This window comes from Acetobacter sp. (genome assembly GCF_047723915.1).
Taxonomy (GTDB): domain Bacteria; phylum Pseudomonadota; class Alphaproteobacteria; order Acetobacterales; family Acetobacteraceae; genus Acetobacter.
In genome coordinates, this window is record NZ_JBDOBQ010000002.1 from 84,072 (window position 1) to 103,285 (window position 19,214).

Genomic DNA, 19,214 nt, shown 5'->3' on the forward strand with positions numbered 1-19,214 from the left:
ATGCGGCCAAAGCCCGTGGGTCAAAACGTTACGCCGCAGGACGCGGCTGCTCGACCCCCCGCGTACCACGAACAGGTGCCAGCGGCCCCCGCAGGCGTATCGCGGCTGACGGGGCAGGGTATCGGGTCGCGCGGCAGCCGTTTTCCCTGGCCGTTTTCCGCCGATCATTATGCTTACAGCGCGAATGTCGAACCCGCGCCGGGGCTGCGGTCCACGGCGGCGGGGGCGTGGGGTGGCACGCTGCTGGATGTGGACGAGGACTACGCGCCTGAACTGGCCGAACGCAGCGCCATCCTGCGGCGCGATCCGTCGCGCTACGCCTGCCTTGCGCATATGCGTGAAGCCGGGTGGGACGCGCTGGTGTGGGGGCTGGGCGAACTGGCGGCCACGCATGCCTCCATGCGGCTGGAACGCGAGGGTGACACGTATTGCTGGACCAACGCGCGCCTGAACGTGACACAGGTTTTTCGCTATGGCGATGACGGCACATTGCCCATGCCGCCGCTGATGTACCTTGCCTCGCAGATTCAGGAGGACGTGGTTCTGCTGGACCAGCGCGAAGGCCAGCTCTGGGTGGATGCCGGCTGCGTGACCTTTGCCTCCAACTGGTCGATGGCGTTCGATGCGGGCATGTCGTTCATGGAAATCCACGGCCCCATACCGCATGATTACGCCGACGGCGCCATTCCCCGGGCCGAACTGTTTCTGATGCGGCTGCAACCCGGTCAGGCGTTTCGTCGGCTCAACTGGACATCCACCGCGGGGTACAGGCTGGATACGGCTTTGGACAGCTATGACCGGTGGGGTGCCACCCGCACAACCATGGCGCGTGATGCGGGGCTGGCGGCTTTTCATATGCGGGTGGAGGTGCAGCACCTTGTGCGCCTGCCCGAAAGTGGTGCGATCATGTTCCTGATCCGCACTTATCTGCTACCGCTGGCCGATATTCTGGCGGTGCCGCAATGGCGTGCGCAGTTTGCCGCCGTTCTGCGGAGCCTGCCCCCCGATCTGGCGCAGTACAAGGGGCTTGGTGCCATCCGTCAGCCTTTGTTACGGGTGCTGGCCGGGGCCTGAAATCCGTCATGGCATGAGCCTTGCCTTCGGGCATGCCTGTCCCGGGGCATGGAACCTGAGAGCATGACGTGACAGAATGGCGCATTGCCACCGATCCAGGACAGGCGAGGAGTTTTTTGGACATGTCGGCTGCCGCGTTCCCGTTCGTGTGTGAAAAAAGCCCGGTCAGGGGGCAGAGGGGCATGGTTGTCACCAACCATCCGCTTGGAACCGCGGCGGGGGCCGAAATGCTGGCGGCGGGCGGCAATGCGTTCGATGCGGCGTCGGCGGCTCTGTTCGCGCTGAGCGTGGTCGAACCCATGATGGTGGGCGTGGCCGGTGGCGGGCTTGTGCATGTGCGGCTGGCATCGGGCGAACACCGTATTATCGACGCCCTGTCCTGCGCCAGCGCCACCATGACCCCCGACCTTTACGACCCCCTGCCCGATGAACCCGACCATGGCATGCAGGTCAGGGGGCGGCGCAACCTGGTCGGTGCGACAGCGGTTGCGGTGCCGGGCAACCTGCTGGGGTGGCATGGCATGCAGTCCCGTTTCGGGCGGCTGCCATTTGCCGATACGCTGGCCCCCGCGATCAGGCTTGCAAAGGCGGGTTTCTGCATTACGCCCTACCTGTCCGGTGCGATAGCCGAGCACGCGGCCGATCTGTCGGCCGACCCCATGATGCGCTCTGTCTTCATGCCCGAAGGGGTTCCGCTGGCCACCGGGGCGCGCCTGCGCCAGCCCGTTTATGCGCAGGCGCTGGAACTGATCGCCGCCGAAGGCGCGCAGGCCCTGTACGGCGGTGCGCTGGGTGTATCGCTTGCGCGCTGCATTGCTGGTGCGCCCGACCCCGGCTGGATTACACAGGCGGACCTGCTGGCTTATCGGGCGCTCGACCGCGTACCCGTTGTGGGCAGGTACCGGGGGTTTGACATTATAGGCCCGCCCCCTCCGGCGTCGTCCGGGGTGCATGTGACCCAGATGCTGAACATGGCGGAATGTTTCGATATCGCAGGCATGGGGTTTGGCGGCGCCGGGAGCCTGTGCCTGCTGGCCGAAATCATGCGTATCGCGTTCGAGGACAGGGGCCGTTACAGCGGCGATCCCGCATTTGTCAGTGTGCCTGTGGAACGCCTGACTTCCAAGGCTTACGCGCGCGACTGTCTGGCCCGGATTGCGGCCCAGGCCAAGCCTGTATGCCCCGCCTGGGAAAGTCAGGACACGACGCATGTGAGCATTGCGGATCATGAGGGCAATATCGTCAGCGCCACGCATACCATCAACGGGATGTTCGGGGCACGGTTCATGGACCCCCAAACCGGCATTATTCCCAATAATTACATGAGCAATTTCGATCCTCATCCCGGTCGCGCCCTGTCCATTGCGCCGGGCAAGCGGGTGCCGACCTCCATGGCACCCATGATCGTGTGCCGTGGCAGTAAGCCCCGATACGCGCTGGGCATGCCCGGCGGGCTGCGTATTTTTCCTTCGGTCTTTCAGGCCATTCTCAATCTGCTCGACCATAAAATGAGCCTTCAGGCCGCTGTGGAGGCCCCCCGCCTGTGGACACAGGGGCAGGACGTCGAACTGGAGCCCGGCTATGCCGCCGCGTCCGGAGCGCTGGTGGCCAAAGGGTACGATGTGCGGGTCAAACCCCATATCGGCGGGGGCATGAACGCCATTGCCTTCCATGACGACGGCACGATGGAGGGAGCGGCATGCTGGCGGGCCGATGGAACCGCCATGGCGCTGGGTGGCGGCCCGGCCCGACCGGGTATCCGCTTCTGGCCGGACAGGGCGCCCGACAGGCCGGACGATATCATGGAAAAATGACTGAAAGGGACTGAATAAAAACGGATGAGGGTTTATGGGGCTGCGGGTGCGTGCACCCCTGCTGCCGGTATGGGGCCCGGCATCCCTCCTGTTGGCCCCTTGCGCGTCGGGGAAAGATAGGCCCTGTTCGTGCAACCTGCTGCTGCTTGTTGCGGGCGCGGGATTTTTTTCAGGATTCCGGCTGCGTGCCCGGCAGGGGCTTGCCCGCAAGATGTCTGGTGCATAACTCCAGAAAGGCCGAAACGGCGAGCGGCTGCCTTTGCCCCGGCAGCGTAAAGAACCCGTACACCAGCGGGGCGCAGTGTTCGTCCAGCGTCAGGTAGGCCAGTGGCCGCCCATCCAGCGCGTGGCAGTTGCGCGGGCGGGCGTTCCCCAGCCCGAACCCTTCGCCCCGTGCCGCAAGGCTGCGGATGACATCCATGCTTGGGTAACGGCCGACGATTTTGGGCGTGACCCCGGCTGCGGCAAAAAGGTGCAGAAAATAGTCCTTTGAAAAGGGCAGGTCGAGCAGCAGAAACGGCTCATCCGCCAGGTCGGCAAGCTTGACCGGCCCATTGGCTGCCAGCCGGTGATCCGCCGAGACGAAAGCATAGGGTGCCAGCGCGGAAAGAGGCTGGAAATCGATAACCGAAGGCCCTTTCATGTCATAGCCGAGCATGACCGAAATTTCCCCCATGCGCAGCCTGTCCACCAGGTCTTCATGGTGTCCGGCAACGACATGCAGACGTGCCTGCGGGTAGGCCGCCGAAAAGGTCTGGATCAGATCGGGGGCAAGGAGCGGGAACAGGGTGGTCATGCACCCGATCGTTATCTCGCCACTGACACGCCCGAGCATGCTGTGCAGGGAACTGTCAAAATCCTGTGCATGGGTCAGCAGGGAGCGCGCTTCCTGAAGGATGATCCGGCCTTCAGGCGTGAGCGAGAGCCCCTGCGCGTGGTGGCGGATAAAGAGCGACACCCCGAACACATCTTCCAGATGGGCGATGGCGGCGGAAATGGCCGGTTGCGAGATGGGAATCTGTCTCGACGCCTGCACGATGGAACCGGTTTCGGCCGTCGCGACGAAATATTCGATCTGGCGGAGAGAAAACCTCACCCTGGCATGTCCTTCTGCACGGCGGATACGCTCGGCCCGATTGGGAGCGAGGGGGAATGATACAGGCTTTACGGTCCCCCCGTCCAATGGTCAGGCGCACCATGCGGGAGCCCGCCTGTTGGCAGGTCCATTCCGCAGCGGGCCTGTCAGTGCTGCTCAGACCAGACGGGGCGGGCTGTCGGGCATGGCAGGGTGACAATGGCAGGACATATGGCAGGGCAACGGTGACGCAGGCCGGGGGCGCACCATGCTTGCGCCGGAAGGCGTATTGGTCTGACAAAAGGGCCTGCGGGCTTGCTCCACGCGGCCGCACCAGGGGGGGCGCATGGCGGTGTGACCCCCGTGGCCCTGCATGGAGTAACAGGGGAAAGCGGTTTTATCGCAGCCCTTGGGGGGCCGGTTCATAGGTCAGATAGCCGCGCTGCTTGGCGATATGGTCCGCCACATACCCGGCATCGTGCCAGACACCCCAGATAAAGGACGAGCCCCGACGGGTCTGCCATGGCAGGCCAAGAAAATACACGCCCGGTTCGGACGACACGCCGCGCTGGTGCCGGGGGCGGCCATGTGCATCCAGTGCGTCCACCTGTAGCCAGCCATAGTCCACGCCAAACCCCGTGGCCCAGATGATTGAGGTGATCCCTGCTTTTTTCAGGTCCATGCGCAGGATCGGTTCGCGCACGCAGGCCGGGTCCGGCAGCAGATCGCGCGCCGAGGGTTCCTCGGGCAGGGCAAGGCCGTTGCGTGCCACATAGGCATCGGCCTCATCCAGCAGGGACAGGTAGTTTGCGTCACCCCGGGCGAGGTTTTCGGCCAGATCGGGTGCGAATGTCATGACACCGTCATGGCAGGCTTCCGCCCGCCCCAGCAGGGTCATGCCGTCGGCCGCAAGCCGCCGGAAGTCCACCGTATGGCCCCCGCCCGCGCCGCTGACCGCAATGGTCGTATGTTCCACGCCGGGCGTTGCTTCGGCGTCCCATTTGTTGAGCACGCCCAGCCACCACACAAAATCGCGGCCACGGTAGCTGCGCGGCGGGCGGTCATGCGGGCCTACGGCAAGATAAACCTTCCGGCCGCTGCGCATGAGTTCTTCGGCGATCTGGGCACCTGACGACCCCGAACCTATGACCAGCACATTGCCTTCGGGCAGTTGGGCCGGATTTTTATAATCGGCCGAATGGATCTGCATGATCCCGGGCTCAGCTGGCACTATGGGGGGAATGACCGGGACCTGGAACGGGCCTGTGGCCGCCACGACGTAATTGGCGGTCATCGGGCCGTCCGAGGTGTCGACCGTAAAGCCTGCCTGCCCGGCATTGCGGCGCACCTGCGTGACCGTCACGCCGCAGCGAATAGGTGCGTGAATTTTTTCGGCATAGGCATGCAGGTAGTCTGCCACCTTGTCCTTGGGCACGAAATCGTCCGGTCCGTTTTCGGCAAAATCCAGACCGGGAAAACGGTCGTGCCAGGCGGGGCCATTGGCCACCAGGGAATCCCACCGGCAACTGCGCCACCGTTCCGCGGTACGGCCGCGTTCGAGCACGATATGTCTTATTCCGTGAGAATGCAGGTGCTCGCTCATGGCAATACCAGCCTGACCGGCCCCCACGACAAGAACTTCGGTTGTCTCGATCGGCATGAACGGATCCTTGTAAAGACTGATGCGTGACATCATCGGGCATAAGGCCGTCACGCGGCATTCCGGGAACGATACCAGTGTCATGCCCGCATCAAAACACGGTCTTTCCTGTGCCAAAGCTCTGTTTTTCTGAGGCTCCGTTCGGGTGCGCCAGCCCGCCTCTGCCCTTTGAGGTAATTGACCGCCCATGGAGCAAGGCTGGAGCATGCAAACGGCGCAGCGAATACCCTGTCCCGTCGATCTATCGGGTGGTCCTGCTCTGAGCGGCGCTAAGTCGGGGGCAGCCGCGTGGGGCGACCTGTTATGATGTCATGAAGCTGGCGTGCGGAAATGGTCTCTTCCACCGGTTCCTGACCGGTGCGTGGAAAATCCAGAACCGCATAGGGCGTGCTGCGTCCGGCCGCAGGTGATGTCATGCCCGGAATGGAGGGGCGATGATCCCCGAAAAACACGAACCGGGCTGTGCGCCCGCCGTGCTCAAGCCCGCTCAGCAACTGGTCGATCATGCTGTCGCTATTGCGCAGGTGATGCAGATAGTGGCCGACCGGATGGGTTTCTCCCTGCCATGGGCCATGGTTTTCAATACTGACAGCGTACACGAACAAGGGGGCGTGGGCTGTCTCAAGGGTTTCAAGAATACGTTGGGCAAGATAGCTGTCGGGAATATAAGGTGCTTTTTCGGTCGGTGTATACGTGAAATCCGTTTGCCCCTGCAGGGTGTCAAAACCGATTTTGCGCATCATCACATCGCGGTTATAAAAACCCAGATCGTAAGGGTGGATATAAAGCGTTTCAAAACCGGCTTTGCGGAACAGGTCGGGCAGGGCAGGTTTTGTTTCCCTGTCTGCTGTCAGGAACGGGTCGAACTGGTCGAAAGCCAGTTCGTCGGCATTGCGGCCGAACAGGACGCCGTATTCCGTGCGGTTGGTGTAAGCGCCAAACCCGCTGACTTCCAGCATGCCATACTGTGTTGCCATGGCCCGTGCCCGTGCCAGACCGGGTAGGGGTGGAACGGGAATCTCCGGCGGCAGGCCAAGAGTGCACGGGTCGGCAAAGGACTCGCACTGCAAGACAACAACCAGATCGGGCTGCCCGGCGGGCTGCCCACTGGCCTGCCGGGTGAGGTGCGGGGTGGGCGGCACCTGCTGGCGCCAGCGCCGCCAGTATACGAACAGGCTGCCCGTCATGCCCAGCCGGGCAATATCGGGTGCCAACCGGGGCATGGGGGCCAGCCGCCTTGCGGGGAGCACGATCAGGCAGGCAAGAGCGGGCAGCATGATACAGGCCCCCCACACATGGCAAACGGGCGGGGCACGCCAGACAGCATGACCCAGCCCGGCCAGTATTCCGGCTGTCGCCAGAACGGCTGCCACGCGCACAGGGACCGGAACGGCAAAAATATAAAATCGCGGGTGACGGAAAAAATTCTTGATGACAAAAAAGTCGCTGAAAACCAGAGGTTCGTCCAGAACCGCAAATTTCAGGTTCGATCCGCAGACGGTCGCGGCAACGAGCCCCACGGCCAGAATGGCGGCAAAAACCGGGCTCCCCGAAACCATGAGGAAAAAGCCGTAGAAAACCGTGCTGAGAATGGCGCTGAGCACCCGGGCCGGATAAAGTGCGGGGCTTTTTCCACGCGGGCGGGCCATGGCTTCCATCAGAAAATTGCCCCCGATCGTGGCGGCAAGGCTAAAAAGCGGATGGCAGGAATTCATGGCAATCTTTGACTGGGCGGGGGTATTGCCATGGCCCGCTGCCGCGGGTCGGGCGGGTCTTGCATGCGGGCATGGCCAATACGGTTCAGGCGTGTTTATCGGGCCGGTGCGGACCCCGCATAGGCATGGAACACGCCCAGTGAGGTGTAGTGGCGCACATCCTCAAATCCGGCCTGGCGCAGGGTGCTGACAATGTCGTCGGGGGAGACGCATTCGGCAATCGTGTCCCAGTAATATTCCATGAGTTGCCGGCTGTCGCGGGACGCGGCCACGCCCGAGAGCGTGGGAACGATCCTGCCAAGATAAAAACGTAATACGGCCTGCACGAATGGCTTGCGTGCGCGCCCGATTTCAAGGATCAGCACGCGGCCGCCGGGTTTGAGCACGCGGCGATAGGCGATAAACGTCCTGTGCAGGTCGCTGACATGGCGCAGCGCGTACCCCATGCTGAGAAAATCGAAATGCCCGTCGGGAAAAGGCAGGCGCTGGGCATCGGCCTGGACAAGCGCGATCGGCAGGTTTTTGCGGCATTCGGCCAGCATGCCCGGGCTCATATCCAGGCCGATCACGCCATTCGGCCCCGCGATCCGGCTGGCTTCACGCGCGACCAGTCCGGTGCCGGTCGCGACATCCAGAATACGGTCGCCCGCTTTCAGCCCCACCCTGCGAAGCATCCATCTGCGGTACCAGCGCCCGCTGCCCAGGGAAAAAATCGCATTGATCCGGTCGTAATGGGTTGCGGTCCTGTCGAACAGGCTTCGTACAAAACCCTGCCGGCTGGCAGCATCGCGGTAATAGGAGGACAGGACGGGGTGGGGCGGCGTGGCGCGTTCCCGGGTCATGGTATTCTCATCTGTCATCGTTGGAGACGCTCCACAGCAGGCATGAAGGTGGCTTTTTCGGCTGAACCTGCGGGATAAGCAAGCCCCGGTACGTCGGGGCTGTACCTCAGGATGTGTGGCAGGCCTGTCAGGCCATGGGGGACGGGTCAGATCCGGTGGGCGGTCGGGCAGGGCGGTTGCGAAACGCCCTGACGCTGGCCCAGGGCGATACATGCTCAAAATCACGGATGACAATCAGCCGCAGGCCGTATTCCAGCCCGGCCAGAACAATGGTGAGGCCAAGCACGCCGCCGCTGGCGGGCCAGCGCCACGACCCTGCGGGCCCCGCAAGCCATAACAGCGCGGGTGCAAGCACTGACAGGGCAAGAAAGCCGGCCCAGAACCATGTCAGCGCGGTTGTGTACCGCGCGACATCGGGCCGGAGCGTTCCGTGTACCTGCCGGGCAATGGCGGACACGAGGGGCTCATGCCCGGTCCGCAGCGACCGGGCGAACAGTATGAACGGAACCATGACCGCGCCTTCGTAAAGCAGGCAGCGCTCAGCGGTCATGGCCTGCGATGGCCATTGCCAGGCCGGTAGAAACAGGGCAGCCGTCATAACCGCGCAGGGCAGCAATGCACCGCTCAGCAGGCCTGTGCCCACGCCTTCGCAGGCAAGGATGCACAGTGCGAGGGTACGCGTGCCCGAAGTAAAAAACAGAGGAAAAGAAGCCAGAATAAAACTGGTTGCCAGCAGACACGTTCCCACGCGTGCGGGATTGAAGGATCTGTCCATGACAGGCTTTTCGATTTCCTTTTCTTCAATCTGTGCGTGTGATAGGACGGCCATCACTTTACTGTCTGGCATGAGAAAATCATGAATACGCATTTGAGCGGTACACCGCAAACGCCATTTGAACATGAAATCGCCGAACGTCTTGTGGATGTCCTGCAGCTTGAAATTGCGCCAGATGAAATCGATCCCGTAGCACCGCTGTTTGTCGAAGGCCTGGGGCTGGATTCAATCGATGCGCTGGAAGTCGCGTTGATGGTCAGCCGTGCGTATGGGGTGACACTGAGTTCCGACGACCCGAACAGCCGCGAAATTTTCAGTTCGCTGCGCGCATTGGCCAGCCATGTCACGGTCATGCGTCCGGCCGGGTAAGCCGGAGGGCGGATGGGTGTCTTTTCCCGATACAATAGATTTTTCCCTGATTCACGCGCCTGAGCGTGTTGTTCTGTACCGGCATGACGGTGTCAGCACCGGGCATGGGCTGCTGCGGGCGGCCTATCGCGTGGCTGCTTTGCTGCCCGATGCGCCAGTTGTGCCGTTATGTGTGGATGTGCGGCATTTTACGGTTCTGCTGCTGGCGACACTGTTGCGCGGGCAGCATGTGCTGCTATCCAGCGACCGCTCAGCCAGGCGCCTGAGCACTCTTGCCACAGATCACGGCGCTGTCTGTGCGGGGTTCGCCGGGGACGACCCGGGTGCTGACGAACGCCCGCCCGGCGCACTCTTTCTGCCACCGCTGGATGAAACGGGGGATGACTGTCCCCTCAACCCGGTTGTGGATGTCGACCGGCTTGTGGCCATTGTGTTTACCTCGGGCAGCACGGGTCAGCCCGTGGCGCATACCAAGACATGGGGGGCGCTGGTGGTGCGCAGTGTCGCCGCCCGCGCGCTGCTCGACCCCGAGACCGTGGCCTCTACCCTGGTGGGGACGGTGCCGCCCTATCATATGTACGGTTTCGAGACACTGGTGCTCCAGGCCATTCATACGCGGTGTGCCGCAACAAGCGGGCCGGATTTCTACCCGGCGGACTGGCGTAAAATGCTGGAGTTCGCGCCTGCGCCGCGCGTGCTGGTGACAACGCCGCTGCAACTGCGCATGCTGCTGGGGGCCGCATTGTCCTGGCCTGCGATCGCACGGATCATTTCCGCTGCCGCCCCCCTGGGCGATGCGCTGGCCCGGCAGGCTGAAGACAGGCTGGGCGCACCGGTCATGGAAATTTATGGTGCGACCGAGATCGGGTCCGTGGCCATGCGCCGCACAACGCAGGGGCCGCGCTGGCTCCTGTACGACACGGTCGATCTGGACCAGAACGGGGATGACGCGACCATAGCAGCCCCGGGTGCGCCGGCGTTTCCGCTTTCGGATCTGGTTGAAAAGGATGGCGCGCGCCATTTCAGGCTGATCGGTCGCCGCAACGACATGGTGAAACTGGCGGCCAAGCGTGCCTCGCTGTCGGCACTGAATGTGGCGTTGACAGCCTTGCCCGGTGTGGAGGACGGCGCGTTTCTTCCGCCCGATGGCGATGCCGACAGTGCTTTTGCCAGAATGCAGGCATTTGTCGTCGCCCCTTCCCTGACGGCGGACGCAATCATTGCCGGGCTGCGCGAGCGGATAGATCCGGTTTTTCTGCCCCGTAACATCACTTTTGTCGACGCTCTGCCCCGCAACGGCGTAGGCAAGCTGACCGTTCAGGCACTTCGTCAGTTCGCAGCGCAACTGGCCCTGGGCGATACGGTTGGCACCGCGGTCGTTCCGGCCGATCATCCCTGTCTTGCCGGGCATTTTCCCGGCCAGCCCGTGGTGCCCGGCGTGGTGCTGCTGGAAGAAGGCCTGGCCCTTGCGGGGCTTTGCCCGTCCCGCATCGCGCAGGTGAAATTTCTGCGTCCTGTCCTGCCGGATGAAACGGTGACGTTCTTTGCCCGGCGCGAGACGTCGCGCACCCGGCTGGCGGGCTTTGTGCAGGGGCAGCCGGTCCTGCGTGCAGTTATCGGCACCGGCACGCCGTCATGACCGCCCGGGGCGAGACCTGGCTGGTGCCCGAGCGTGGGAACCATACGGTCATGGCCATCATGCTGCGCCTTGCCAGGGTCATGGGGCGTCGTCGGCTGGCCCGGTTGATCTGGCCCATCTCGCTCTATTACCTGATCAGCGACGGCACCACCCGACGCGGCTCGCGCACCTATCTGCGTCGCGTTCTGGGGCGCGAGCCCTCGCTGTATCTGATCTGGCGGCACATCCATTCCTATGCGCTGATGACCCTCGACCGGCTGTTCATTCTGGATGACGGGGCGGCGTCTCCGCCGGTCTCGATTCTGGGAACCGATGTGGTGTTTCGCGCGCTGGATCAGGGGCGGGGCTGTATTCTGCTGGGGGCGCATATCGGCTCGTTCGACGCCCTGCGTTCGGTCCTGAAAGTGTCCCCCCGCAAATTGTCGCTGAAAATCCTGATGTACCGGCAGCATACGGGGGACGCCACACGGCTGATCGAGGCGCTGGACCCTGGTTATGAGGATATTCTGATCACGCTGGGGCAGCCCGATACCATGCTGCGTGTGGCCGAAAGCCTGCAACGGGGCGAAATTGTCGCCATTCTGGGGGACCGTGCGCATGATATGGGCCGCAGCCTGCCTGTTTGCGTTCTGGGCAGGGACGCGCCGCTGCCCACAGGGCCGTTCCGGATCGCGAGCATAACCGGGGCGCCGGTTGTGCTGTTCAGCGGGCTGCGGTGCAGCGACGGCCATTACGATATCCGTTTCGAAAGTCTGGCGGACCGGATCGCGCTGAAAAATTCCGGCACAGGCCGGACGGGGGATCTGCACGCATGGATGCAGCGTTACGCCGACTGGATGAGCCAGCTTTGCCGGCGCAATCCACTGTCATGGTATAACCTTTACGATTTCTGGAAGGAAAGATCATGATGCGCCGGCTTGTCGCACTGTTGCTGTGTCTGAACGCCCTGTCTTTCTTCCACCCGGCCAGGGCCCGGGCGCAGGATCTTGCCGATGCGATTATAACCGGGTTGGGGCAGGTGCATCAGCGCCAGAACGCTTTTCATGAGGTGCGTGTCATCGGCGCGCTGACCCAGCCGCTGGACAGTGCGGGCAGCCTGTCGTACTGCGCCCCGGGACATCTGGAAAAACTGACCCTGACCCCCCGGCGTGAAGATCTGGTCATAGAGGGGGACATGGTGACCATCGTCCGGGGAAAGGCCGCGCCCCAGACGCTGGACGCCAGCCGCAACCCGGCCCTGCAACTTCTGGTCGACACGCTGCGCGCCCCGCTGGACGGAGATGTGGAGCGGCTGAAACGCTCGTATCGTCTGGCGGCATCAGGCGAACTGGGGTCCTGGACCCTTGAGCTGACACCAGCGAATGACGCGGTGGCAAAACAGGTCCGTACCGTGACATTGACCGGCAGGAACAATGCCATTCTGGGCCTGCGGATCGTGCAGGCCAATGGCGATACCCAGAGCCTGACGATCGCTCCCTGATGCGCCGTAACCCGAAACGGCTGGCTTTGGCCCTGCTCCTGTCCGCGGTTGTAGCCTCTGTTGTTTTTGCGTGCATTCCCCTGCGGGTGGATATGGCAGGCTTTCTGCCGCAGGGGCATGACGCGGGGTCGCGCTTCCTGTTCCGGGAGGTGCGGGGCGGGGTTGCGGCGTCCATCATCACGGTCGGGATCGAGCAGGCTCCTCCGGCCGAACTGGCGCGCATCAGCCGGGCCATGCAGGCGGAACTGTCGCACGATACGCGTTTTTCCACGGTGCTGAACGGGTCGTTCTCCATGGGGGATAATGCGTCCCTGCGGGATGTGCTGTTCACCTACCGTTACCTGCTGGCGCCGGACCCCACGGTGCGCGATTTTTCGGCGCCCGCTCTGTCTGGCGCGTTTGCAAAGGTGCTGGACGGCCTGCAATCCGCGGCGGAACCGCTTTTTCTGGATCTGGCGCTGCGTGATCCCACCGGGGCTTTTTTCAATGTCCTGCACGCCCTCCAGCCGGATGTGCAGGCCCGCCTGCGCGAGGGGGTATGGTTCGCCCCTGACCGGGACCGTGCGCTCATGCTGCTCAGGACAACGGCTGCGGGCATGAATCTCGCTGCCCAGCAGGCCGCGCAGGATGCCATCCGTGCGGCGTTTGCCGCGTCGCATCCTGCCCGGGCCCGACTGCTGCTGAGCGGGCCGGCCATTTTCGCGGTGCAGAGTGCGCATGACATGCGCGCCGATATCGAGAAAATGTCGGTGCTGTCGCTCTGCCTTGTCGTTGGCGTGCTGTACTGGCGGTTTCGCTCGCTATGGGTTCTGGCGGCGATCGGGGTGCCGTTCCTGCTGTCGCTCTCGGTGGCGATGGTCGTGGTGCGCCTGTGTTTCGGGGCTGTGCACGGTATTGCCTTCGGGTTCGGGATGACCATGCTGGGCGTGTCGCTCGACTATCCTGTCCTGCTTATCGGCCACCGTGACGCGGGGGAGGGGCCGGGGGCGACATTGCGCCGGATCGCACCCAGCCTGCGGCTTGCGGTCACGACGGCCGTGCTGGGCCTGACCGGCATGATCCTGTGCGGCCTGCCTGGCATTGCTCAGCTTGGCACCTTTGCGGCGGCGGGCCTTGTCACGGCGGCTATCGTGACCCTGTTCATCATGCCGCGCCTGATTGTCGCGGCCGATCTCGCGCCACGGATCAGCGGGCCGTCCGCGCCGCTGGCCCGGGCCGAACGGTGGCGGCGGTGGCGCGGGTTCTGTCTTGTGCCCGTGCTGGGCGCCTGCGCGGTGCTCATCGTCCGGCCTGTAGTCGTGGAAACCGATCTGACAGCGCTCAGCCCCGTGCGTCCGGCCGCCAAGGCGCTGGACCGCGATCTGCGGCGGGGCCTTGGCGTGCCGGAGTCCTCCCGCCTTGTTGTCGTACGGGGCGACAGCCCTGAAGCCGTCCTGCGCAGGGAGGAAACTCTGGCTCCCGTCTTTGCGGCGCTGATCCGGCAGGGGGCGCTGGCGGGGGTGGAAGATGCGGCCCATATCCTGCCCTCCACCGCCATGCAGGACCAGCGCCGGGCGCAACTGCCTGACGATGCGGTGCTGGCTGCGGCCATAGGGCAGGCACAGGCAGGCCTGCCGTTCCGGCCGGGCAGTTTCGGGCCTTTCCGGGGCGATGTGGCGGCGGCCCGGCACCTCGCGCCGCTGACACCCGCCGGGCTTGCCGGCACGGCGCTGGCTCCGGCACTCGGTCCACTGCTTTTTCAGCGGGACGACGGATGGTGGGGCATTATCCTGCCCGAAGCCGTTGTGGACGATACCGCCATCCGGGCGGCGCTGGCGCCCTGGCCCGACGTCCTGCCGCTTGACCTGAACCGCGAAATTACGGCGCTGACGACCTACCACACACGTCTGACCCTGCGCTGGACGGCGCTGGGTATTGGTGCCGCACTGCTTGTTCTGGTCTGGGGCCTGCGCGATTCAGGGCGGCTGTGGCGGGTGATTTCAGCCGTGAGCGCCGCCATGATCGTGCTGCTGGGCATTCTGGCCTGCCGTGGGGTGCCCCTGTCGCTCATCCATCTGGTTTCGATGCAGTTCGTGCTGGGGGTGGGGCTGGATTACGCGCTGTTTTTTGCGCGCCCCCAGCTTGACGACGCGGAACGGGCCCGCACGATACGCACATTGCTGACCTGCAATATCATGACCGTGCTGACATTCGCCCTGTTATGCCTGTGCCATACGCCGCTTTTGCGCGAAATAGGCTGGACCGTCTCGTGCGGAACGCTTCTGTCCCTGCTGTTCGGCTTCATGCTGGCTGGACAGGCCGCGTCCAATTCGGCAACACACGCCGTATGACCCCACTTGTCGTCACCGCAGGAACGGCTCTCAGCGCCATTGGACCCGGTCTTGCCGCGACCGGGCAGGCTCTGGCCGCGCGCCGCTCCGGTCTGGAGCCGTGCGATTTTGCCGGTGTCAGCAGCGGCTACGCGGGCCGCGTAGCCGGGGTTGAGGCCCATGCCCTGCCCCATGCGTTGCGCAATTTCGACTGCCGCAACAACCGTCTGGCGGACATGGCCCTGAATCTGGACGGGTTTGCAGCCCATGTGGCCGAGGCCCGGGCGTTTTACGGCCCAGCCCGTGTGGCCGTGGTCATGGGAACCTCGACCTCGGGTATTCTCAGCGCGGAAATGGCCTATGCCCGCAGGGATGCGGCATCTGGCGCTATGCCGGCTGATTTCGACCAGGAACATACGCAGGACCTGTTTTCCCTGCCGCGTTACGTGGCGGCGGCGTTGGACCTGGGCGGGCCGGTCCTGAGCGTTTCCAACGCCTGTGCGTCATCTTCGCGGGCGTTTGTCGACGCCTGGCACTTTATCGAGGCGGGGCTGTGCGATGCGGCCGTGGTGGGCGGGGTAGACAGCCTGTGTGGCATGACCCTGCGCGGGTTCGGCGCACTGGGTCTGATCGCCGCAGGGCCGACACGGCCATGCGATGTGGCGCGCGACGGCATTTCCGTGGGGGAGGCAGCAGGATTCGTCCTGCTGGAACGCCCCGGGGTACGCGGCGCAACCGGCCTGGCCCGTCTTCTTGGCTTTGGGGCCAGTAGTGACGGGCATCACATGTCATCGCCAGACCCTGCCGGGCGCGGAGCGATCGCTGCGATGCGTCATGCGCTGGCCCGCGCGGGGCTGACGGCGGGCGATATCGACTATATCAACCTGCACGGTACCGGCAGCCAGGCCAATGACGCAATGGAGGACATGGCCGTGTTTTCCGTGTTCGGGGACAGGGTGCGGTGTTCGTCCACCAAGGGCTGGACGGGCCATACGCTGGGGGCGTCCGGCGCGCTGGAGGCTGTCATGTCCATTCTGGCCCTGCAGCAGGGGTTTGTGCCGGGCTGCCTGAACGTGGGGCAGGTCGATCCGGGTTTTCGCGCACGGGTCGTGACAGAAAACGAACGTGTCGGGCTGAGGCATGTCGTCAGCAATGCGTTCGGGTTTGGCGGCACGAATTGCAGCCTTGTTTTCGGGGCGGTGTGATGCGTGTCGTAGTCAGATCCGCCTCGGTCTGGGGGCGGGGCCTGCCCGGATGGGCGCGTGCCGCCGAAGTGCTGCGTGACCCGACCCTGTGGGATGGTGTCAGTGCCGTCGCACCTGCCGCCACGCATCTGCCCCCCAATGAACGGCGTCGGGCGGGGCCGGTCACGCGGCTGGCCCTTGCCGTGGCGCAGGAGGCCTGTACGCTGGCGCAGGTCGATCCGGCCGAGGTATCGGCCCTGTTTGCAAGCGCCAACGGGGATGGCGGCGTCATAGACACCATCCTCGAAGCGCTCTGCACCCCGGGGGGAGACGTCTCTCCCACCCAGTTCCATAATTCCGTGCATAATGCGCCGGCTGGCTACTGGACCATCAGCCACGGGTCCATCGCGCCTGCCACGGCGGTTGGCGGTTTCGACTGGTCGTTCGGGCAGGGGCTGCTCAAAGCCGCGGCGGAGGCCGTGGTGGAGGCGCATCCGGTCCTGTTCGTGGCCTATGACCTGCCTATCCCCGGCCCGATTGGCACCGTACGCGTCACGACGGAAACGTTTGCCTGCGCCATGCTGCTCGACCCCGATCTGTCCGCACCGGGGCTGGCCTCTCTGGACATGACCTACGATGCCACGACGGATGAGGGCGATGACCCGGACAATCCGGCATTGCGGCAACTGGCGCACGAAAACCCGGCGGCGCGTGGCCTTGCGCTGCTCGGTGCCCTTGCACGGCAGGACGAATGCTGTGTTCGCGTCGCATGCCTGAACGGGCACTTGAAAATCGAAGTGAGACCATGCTCGACCGTGCAGAAATTCTGAACCGTATTCCCCATCAGGGTGCGAGCTGCCTGCTCGACCACTGCGATGCATGGTCGGAGGACAGGCTGCGCGCGCGCATGCGCAACCCGTGCGATCCGCTTAATCCCCTGCGGCGCGATGGCCGGCTGGGTCCGGTGGTGGCGGCGGAAATTGCCATGCAGGCGGCGGCTCTGCACGGTGCGTTGATCGGCAGGGCAACAGACAGGCCGGGCTATCTGGCTGCCTTGCGGGATATCGAAATTTTCTGCGACAGGCTGGATCGTGCGCAGTATGGCGCTCTTCTTGTCGACGTGGTGCGTGAACATGCCACGGCGGAGGGGCTGGTTTACGCCTTTACCGTCGCCTCGGCCAGCGGGGTGCGGCTTGTAGCCGGCACAGGCACGGTTTTCTTTTCCCGCGCGACACTCCCCGCATGAAGCGCGCCCTCGTTACCGGTGGCACAAGCCCGATCGGGGAGGCCATCTGCCGCAGGCTGGCGGCCTCGGGGCTGCATGTGATCATCCATGCCCATGCGTCGGTTGACAGGGCCTGCGCGCTGGAGGCGGACCTGCGCGGGCAGGGTCATGGCGCGACGGTGTGGCAGTGCGACCTGTCGGACATTGCCACGACACAGGCGGCACTCTCCCCGCTGGTCGAAGGCGGTGTGCCGCAGGTGGTCGTGCATAATGCTGGCACGCATGACGACGTGACCATGGCGGGCATGAACACCGCCCAATGGCGTGATGTGATCGGCGTGTCCCTGGACGGTTTTTTTGCCGTGGTGCAGCCACTCCTCCTGCCCATGACCCGGACGCGCTGGGGCCGGATCATTGCCCTGTCGTCCGTTACGGCCCGTCTGGGCAATCGGGGCCAGGTCAATTACGCGGCGGCCAAGGCCGGGCTGGAAGGGGCGGTGCGTTCGCTGGCGCGGGAGGTGGCAAGCCGGGGCATTACCGTCAACGCGGTGGCGCCGGGCGTGATCGACTCCCCCGCCACGGCCGAGGTCATGGACGCGACGCAGATCGCAGCCCTGGTGCCGGCCCGCCGTGCGGGCAGACCGGGCGAGGTGGCTGAACTTGTCGCGTTTTTGGCGTCGGAGCAGGCCGGATACATTACAGGCCAGACGATCGGGATCAATGGGGGCATGGTATGACAGTTCACGGGACGGATGGTCGCGCATGCGATGTTCTTGTCATAGGCGGTGGCCCGGCGGGCAGCACGGCGGCAACGCTTCTCGCCCGTGACGGCTATGATGTCGTTTTGCTGGAAAAGGACGAGCACCCGCGTTTTCATATTGGAGAATCGCTGCTGCCGTGCAACCTGCCGCTCCTGCGCGATCTGGGGGTGCTGGAGCAGGTCGAGGCCATGGGCGTGTACAAGCCCGGCGCCGAATTTGTTTCCGATACCGATGACCGGTGCGTTCCTTTTCCTTTCCGGTATGCGATCGGTGCGAAAACAGACCACGCCTATCAGGTGGTGCGGGCCGATTTCGATGCGCTGCTTTTTCGCAATGCAGGCAGGCATGGGGCGACAACGCGTGAGAACATCCGCGTGCTGTCCGTGCAGTTTCAGTCGGGCCAGCGGGCCCGTGTGCGCACGCGCGATAACGCGGGGACAGAACAGGTTTACGAGCCCCGGTTCGTGCTGGATGCGTCGGGGCGTGACGGGTTGCTCAGTGCCCAGACCGGGCGGCAGGCCAACAAGAAGAATTCGACCGCCGCGATTTTTGGGCATTTCCGGAATGTTCCCCGGCGCGCGGGCGACATGGGGGGCTATATTTCCATCCATCTCGTCAAGGATGGCTGGTTCTGGATGATCCCGCTGCCCGATGGGGTGATGAGTGTCGGCTTTGTCGGCGACAAGGTGGCCTATCGTGACCATAAAGGACCGGTGACAGAGCTTTTCTGGAAAAAGGTGGCACAAAGCCCGAGTGTCGCGGAACGCATGAATGCGGCGCAGGCTCTGTCTCCCCTGTCCACAACAAGCAATTATTCGTACTGTGCCCAGAAGGCGTGGGGAGAGGGATACTACCTGATCGGTGACGCCTACGCGTTTCTCGACCCGGTGTTTTCGTCAGGTGTGCTGCTGGCCATGAGAAGCGCTTATCGTGGTGCCGGGGTTGCCCGTGCATGGTTGCGCGACCCTGTGGAGGGCCGCAGGGTCGCGGCACGAGCCGAACGCAGGACCCAGCGCGAGATGCGGCGCATTGCATGGCTGATCTATCGCATCAACACGCCCGTTCTGCGCATGTTGTTCCTGAACCCTCGTAATATTCTGCGGATGCGTGATGCGATTATTTCCCTGCTTGCAGGTGATTTTGCAGCAGGGTGGCGTGTCATGGCGCCATTCAGCGCTTTCAAGGCCATAGTCGGGGTAACCTGGTTCAGGAAAAAGCTGCGGCGTTCATTCTGAATAATCCGGAATGGAGTGAGGCAGATCATTGCCGGTGACCGGATCATTCTGGCACCC

At 64.0% G+C, this 19,214-nt stretch carries 17 protein-coding genes; 12 read left to right on the forward strand and 5 right to left on the reverse strand.

The annotated features are described in order from the left end of the window. Together ABF990_RS02530 and ggt are read left to right on the forward strand one after the other, a co-directional pair. Positions 1 to 1,074: a heme-dependent oxidative N-demethylase family protein gene (locus tag ABF990_RS02530; RefSeq protein ID WP_415499670.1), complete on the forward strand. Its 1,074-nt coding sequence runs from the start codon at positions 1 to 3 to the stop codon at positions 1,072 to 1,074. Positions 1,075 to 1,196: 122 nt separating this feature from the next. Next, complete coding sequence (gene ggt, locus ABF990_RS02535; RefSeq protein ID WP_415499671.1) at positions 1,197 to 2,888, forward strand: gamma-glutamyltransferase; 1,692 nt, start codon at positions 1,197 to 1,199, stop codon at positions 2,886 to 2,888. A 169-nt stretch (positions 2,889 to 3,057) separates the two neighbouring features. Here ggt and ABF990_RS02540 read toward each other — a convergent pair whose 3' ends face one another. The 5 genes from ABF990_RS02540 to ABF990_RS02560 form a co-directional block, all read right to left on the reverse strand. Beyond that, a complete protein-coding gene (locus tag ABF990_RS02540) occupies positions 3,058 to 3,984 on the reverse strand; it encodes a LysR substrate-binding domain-containing protein (protein ID WP_415499672.1) in 927 nt (308 codons plus the stop codon). A 376-nt stretch (positions 3,985 to 4,360) separates the two neighbouring features. Then, entirely contained in the window at positions 4,361 to 5,623 is a 1,263-nt protein-coding gene (locus ABF990_RS02545; RefSeq protein ID WP_415499673.1) for a flavin-containing monooxygenase, read from the reverse strand. A 269-nt stretch (positions 5,624 to 5,892) separates the two neighbouring features. Next, on the reverse strand, positions 5,893 to 7,338 hold the full coding sequence (locus ABF990_RS02550) for an LTA synthase family protein (protein WP_415499674.1): 1,446 nt from the start codon (positions 7,336 to 7,338) through the stop codon (positions 5,893 to 5,895). A 95-nt stretch (positions 7,339 to 7,433) separates the two neighbouring features. Further along, positions 7,434 to 8,180: a class I SAM-dependent methyltransferase gene (locus ABF990_RS02555; RefSeq protein ID WP_415506464.1), complete on the reverse strand. Its 747-nt coding sequence runs from the start codon at positions 8,178 to 8,180 to the stop codon at positions 7,434 to 7,436. A 127-nt stretch (positions 8,181 to 8,307) separates the two neighbouring features. Continuing rightward, on the reverse strand, positions 8,308 to 9,027 hold the full coding sequence (locus tag ABF990_RS02560) for a hypothetical protein (RefSeq protein ID WP_415499676.1): 720 nt from the start codon (positions 9,025 to 9,027) through the stop codon (positions 8,308 to 8,310). A gap of 9 nt (positions 9,028 to 9,036) precedes the next feature. Here ABF990_RS02560 and ABF990_RS02565 point away from each other — a divergent pair, with 9 nt between their 5' ends. Genes ABF990_RS02565 through ABF990_RS02610 form a run of 10 tightly spaced genes read left to right on the forward strand, consistent with a single transcriptional unit; the run spans position 9,037 to position 19,157 of the window. Beyond that, positions 9,037 to 9,324 carry a phosphopantetheine-binding protein gene (locus ABF990_RS02565; protein WP_415499677.1) on the forward strand — a complete coding sequence of 96 codons (288 nt, stop codon included), beginning with the start codon at positions 9,037 to 9,039 and terminating at the stop codon, positions 9,322 to 9,324. A gap of 16 nt (positions 9,325 to 9,340) precedes the next feature. After that, complete coding sequence (locus ABF990_RS02570; RefSeq protein WP_415499678.1) at positions 9,341 to 10,963, forward strand: AMP-binding protein; 1,623 nt, start codon at positions 9,341 to 9,343, stop codon at positions 10,961 to 10,963. Beyond that, the gene (locus tag ABF990_RS02575; RefSeq protein WP_415499679.1) at positions 10,960 to 11,871 is read left to right on the forward strand and encodes an acyltransferase; all 912 of its coding nucleotides are present in this window, start codon (positions 10,960 to 10,962) and stop codon (positions 11,869 to 11,871) included. Before ABF990_RS02570 ends, ABF990_RS02575 begins: the two co-directional genes overlap by 4 nt. Next, positions 11,868 to 12,443 (forward strand): LolA-related protein, encoded by a 576-nt coding sequence (locus tag ABF990_RS02580; RefSeq protein ID WP_415499680.1) that lies wholly within the window; start codon positions 11,868 to 11,870, stop codon positions 12,441 to 12,443. The genes ABF990_RS02575 and ABF990_RS02580 overlap by 4 nt, the downstream gene beginning before the upstream one ends. Then, complete coding sequence (locus ABF990_RS02585) at positions 12,443 to 14,773, forward strand: MMPL family transporter (RefSeq protein ID WP_415499681.1); 2,331 nt, start codon at positions 12,443 to 12,445, stop codon at positions 14,771 to 14,773. Before ABF990_RS02580 ends, ABF990_RS02585 begins: the two co-directional genes overlap by 1 nt. Beyond that, positions 14,770 to 15,957 carry a beta-ketoacyl-[acyl-carrier-protein] synthase family protein gene (locus tag ABF990_RS02590; RefSeq protein ID WP_415499682.1) on the forward strand — a complete coding sequence of 396 codons (1,188 nt, stop codon included), beginning with the start codon at positions 14,770 to 14,772 and terminating at the stop codon, positions 15,955 to 15,957. Before ABF990_RS02585 ends, ABF990_RS02590 begins: the two co-directional genes overlap by 4 nt. After that, entirely contained in the window at positions 15,957 to 16,766 is an 810-nt protein-coding gene (locus ABF990_RS02595; protein ID WP_415499683.1) for a beta-ketoacyl synthase chain length factor, read from the forward strand. The genes ABF990_RS02590 and ABF990_RS02595 overlap by 1 nt, the downstream gene beginning before the upstream one ends. Then, positions 16,742 to 17,182, forward strand: coding sequence for a phosphotransferase (locus ABF990_RS02600; protein WP_415499684.1), 441 nt, complete (start codon positions 16,742 to 16,744; stop codon positions 17,180 to 17,182). The genes ABF990_RS02595 and ABF990_RS02600 overlap by 25 nt, the downstream gene beginning before the upstream one ends. After that, positions 17,179 to 17,898 (forward strand): 3-oxoacyl-ACP reductase FabG, encoded by a 720-nt coding sequence (gene fabG, locus ABF990_RS02605; protein WP_415499685.1) that lies wholly within the window; start codon positions 17,179 to 17,181, stop codon positions 17,896 to 17,898. The genes ABF990_RS02600 and fabG overlap by 4 nt, the downstream gene beginning before the upstream one ends. Then, positions 17,895 to 19,157: an FAD-dependent oxidoreductase gene (locus ABF990_RS02610; protein ID WP_415499687.1), complete on the forward strand. Its 1,263-nt coding sequence runs from the start codon at positions 17,895 to 17,897 to the stop codon at positions 19,155 to 19,157. Before fabG ends, ABF990_RS02610 begins: the two co-directional genes overlap by 4 nt. Positions 19,158 to 19,214 lie beyond the last annotated feature (57 nt).